General features: G+C 69.1%; 2 protein-coding genes and 2 pseudogenes. 3 read left to right on the top strand and 1 reads right to left on the bottom strand.

Translation table 11 applies throughout. The annotated features are described in order from the left end of the window. The first annotated feature begins 288 nt into the window (after nucleotides 1–288). Nucleotides 289–549, top strand: coding sequence for a hypothetical protein (locus ACWCXH_RS39825; protein ID WP_449806400.1), 261 nt, complete (start codon nucleotides 289–291; stop codon nucleotides 547–549). Nucleotides 550–689: 140 nt separating this feature from the next. Further along, entirely contained in the window at nucleotides 690–1229 is a 540-nt protein-coding gene (locus ACWCXH_RS39820; protein WP_449806399.1) for a GNAT family N-acetyltransferase, read from the top strand. 111 nt (nucleotides 1230–1340) lie between these two features. On the opposite strand, the pseudogene ACWCXH_RS39815 reads toward ACWCXH_RS39820, so the two are convergent. Next, nucleotides 1341–1487 (bottom strand): annotated as a pseudogene (locus tag ACWCXH_RS39815) (integrase); the annotation flags it as partial. On the opposite strand from ACWCXH_RS39815, the pseudogene ACWCXH_RS39810 reads away from it, so the two are divergent. Further along, nucleotides 1486–2205: pseudogene (locus ACWCXH_RS39810) on the top strand (IS701 family transposase); the annotation flags it as partial. The pseudogenes ACWCXH_RS39815 and ACWCXH_RS39810 sit on opposite strands and share 2 nt — an antisense overlap. Nucleotides 2206–2525 lie beyond the last annotated feature (320 nt).

Below are 2525 nucleotides of genomic sequence, written 5' to 3'. Positions count from 1 at the left end.
GAGGACAACCACTCCATAGCCATACCCGGAGTCTCTGGATCTCAAGACCATACGACTGGCCCGTCCGACCCCACCAACAACGTAGGACCACTCCACGGGACACCATCGCAGAGACGGCCTGCCCCTCGACCGTCTCCTCGTCGCCGACCAGGTCGACGAAAGCCACTTCGGCGAGGTCGTCTCCGCGCTCGCCGGCGCCTGCACCGTCCTGATGGCCCGCCCGCCTGAACGCCTCGCCCCCGCACCACCGCCCGCCTGGACGCCCACCTGCGGCGCACCGGTGCCGTCATGCTCTGCCTCGACCGCCCCTGGCCCGGCTCCGCGCTGCGCCTGGAGGTCACCCACCGGGAATGGACTGGCCTCGGCGACGGCTGGGGACAACTCGACGGCCGGTGGATCGAGGTCCGGTCCTCCGGCAGGGGCGCCGCACACCGAGGCCGTACCGCCCGGCTGTGGCTGCCAGACGCGGCCGGCGGCGTTCGCACGGCCGGATCCATCACCGAGACCGACACCATCCCGCAGCCAGGCCCGATCGCCGCGCTGGCGTAGAGCCACGCTGCGCCCAGGCAGGGGCCACGTGGTGGGTATCCGGTGGCCTGCAGCCAGGGGTGGGTGGTCTCGTCGGAGAAGTTGGTCCGTCAGGGGTGTTCGACGCCCACACGTTGCCGTACAGGTCGAACGCTAGTGCTATGGCCGGGAACGTTCACCGGGGTGGGGCCGATGTCGCGGGCCACTTCGAAAATCGATGGACGCTCTTCGGGCTGGTCGGCGAGCATCCGCAGGTGACAGATGAAGCCGATCGCAAGAGACCGTTCACCCGGAGTCCGAAACGCGTCCGTTTTGTCGAGCTGTCCGGCGGGGCGATGTCCGCTCTGCTCGATGGAGACCTGTCAGCAGCCAGTAGGACGGCCGGGGTCTCGCTGACCGAGTACTTTCTGACCGACGGGGCCCGGTGGCTGTGGCAGTTCCGGCTTGGTCAGATGGCCGACGATCCCGGCCATGCGCGGTGGATGGTGCGCCAAGCAGTCGTCGGCGACAAGGGTCTCGTCGTTGGGCATGCCGGGTTCCACGGACCGCCCGACGAGGTCGGCATGGTCGAGATCGGCTACTCCGTTGCTCCGGACTTCCGACGCCAGGGATACGCCCGATCCACGCTGGGCGAGCAACGTGGCCTCCCTGGCCACGATCGCAGGCTTCGGTTTCGTGGAGGTCGGAGAGCAATGGGATGAGGAGGACGGTCGCGAACTGATCTTTGAGGTCCCTGCCCGCCAGGTTCTACCCGCTTGATGAGAGGGTTCGCGGCAGAACGCCGACTGTGATCGCGGCGTCCGGCATGGTGGTCAGGCCGCAGCAGCGAATGGGCGTCCACCCCAGCGGATGCCTTTCTCGCTGCGGATGCGGGCGCGTTCGCGGTGCTGGGCATCGAGGACGTCGGGGTGGTGGGCGTTGGCGTTGCGCCAGCGCAGGTAGCCGTGCAGGGCGCGGGCGTTGATCGATCGCGAGCTGTACCTGCCGGCCTCGTGGACCGACGACCGGGAGCGGTGCCGGGCGGCCGGCGTCCCGGACGAGGTGCCGTTCGCCACGAAGATCGAGCACTTCCAGGCGATGCTCCAGCGGGCTCTGGACGCCAAGGTCCCGTTCGCGTGGGTGACCGCCGACGAGGCGTACGGACAGGTCAAGCGTCTGCGGTACTGGATGGAGCAACGGTCGGTGGCGCACGTGCTGGCGACCAAGGTCAACGACACCGTCATCACCGTCCGCGGCGGCGACGCCCGGGTCGACGCCCTGGTCGCGGGGTTGCCCCGGCAGGCGTGGAAGCGCCTGTCCGCCGGGGCCGGCGCACACGGCCAAAGGCTCTACGACTGGGCCCGTGTCCCGATCCGGATCTCGTGGGAGAACGGCTTCGGACACTGGGTCCTCGCCCGCCGAAGCGTCACCGACCCCACCGAGATCGCCTACTACGTCTGCTACGGCCCGGCCGGCACTCGCCTGAAGGACCTGGCCAAGGTGGCCGGCGCGAGATGGGCGGTGGAGGAGTGCTTCCAGGCCGCGAAGAACGAATGCGGCCTGGACCACTACCAGGTCCGTCGCTACGACGCCTGGTACCGCCACATCACCTTGTCCATGGCCACCCTCGCCGCCCTGACCGCCATCCGCACACAAGAGCTGTCAAAGGGGGCGACGATCTCGGACAAACCGGCCTGATACCTCTATCCGTCGCGGAGATCCGCCGCCTCATCGGCTTCCTCTTACGCCCGCAAAACCTCACCCCGACACACCATCTGCGCTGGTCATGGTGGAGACGGCGAAGCCAGATGCGCGCACGCCACAGTCACTACAAACGCCGAGGCCAGACCCCATCACTGTGATTGCAGTACTAAGCGGGCGGGCGGCGTCGGCCGAGCTCGGGTTCAGCCGGCCGGTTCTCGGCGGGGCGTGGGGCGGCGCTGGCCAGTGCGGCGTGCAGGTGGGCGAGGACCGCGCCGGCCGCGTCGCGGGTGGTCTGGTCGGGGTCTTCGAGGCGG

This window comes from Kitasatospora sp. NPDC001660 (assembly GCF_053596725.1).
Note: the sequence above shows the minus strand (reverse complement) of the source record. Positions and strands in the feature narration are given on the sequence as shown.

Bases quoted from the DNA above. Each gene is read 5' to 3' on its own strand.
- ACWCXH_RS39825 (WP_449806400.1), top strand. From the start codon at position 289: ATGCTCTGCCTCGACCGCCCCTGGCCCGGCTCCGCGCTGCGCCTGGAG.
- ACWCXH_RS39820 (WP_449806399.1), top strand. From the start codon at position 690: ATGGCCGGGAACGTTCACCGGGGTGGGGCCGATGTCGCGGGCCACTTC.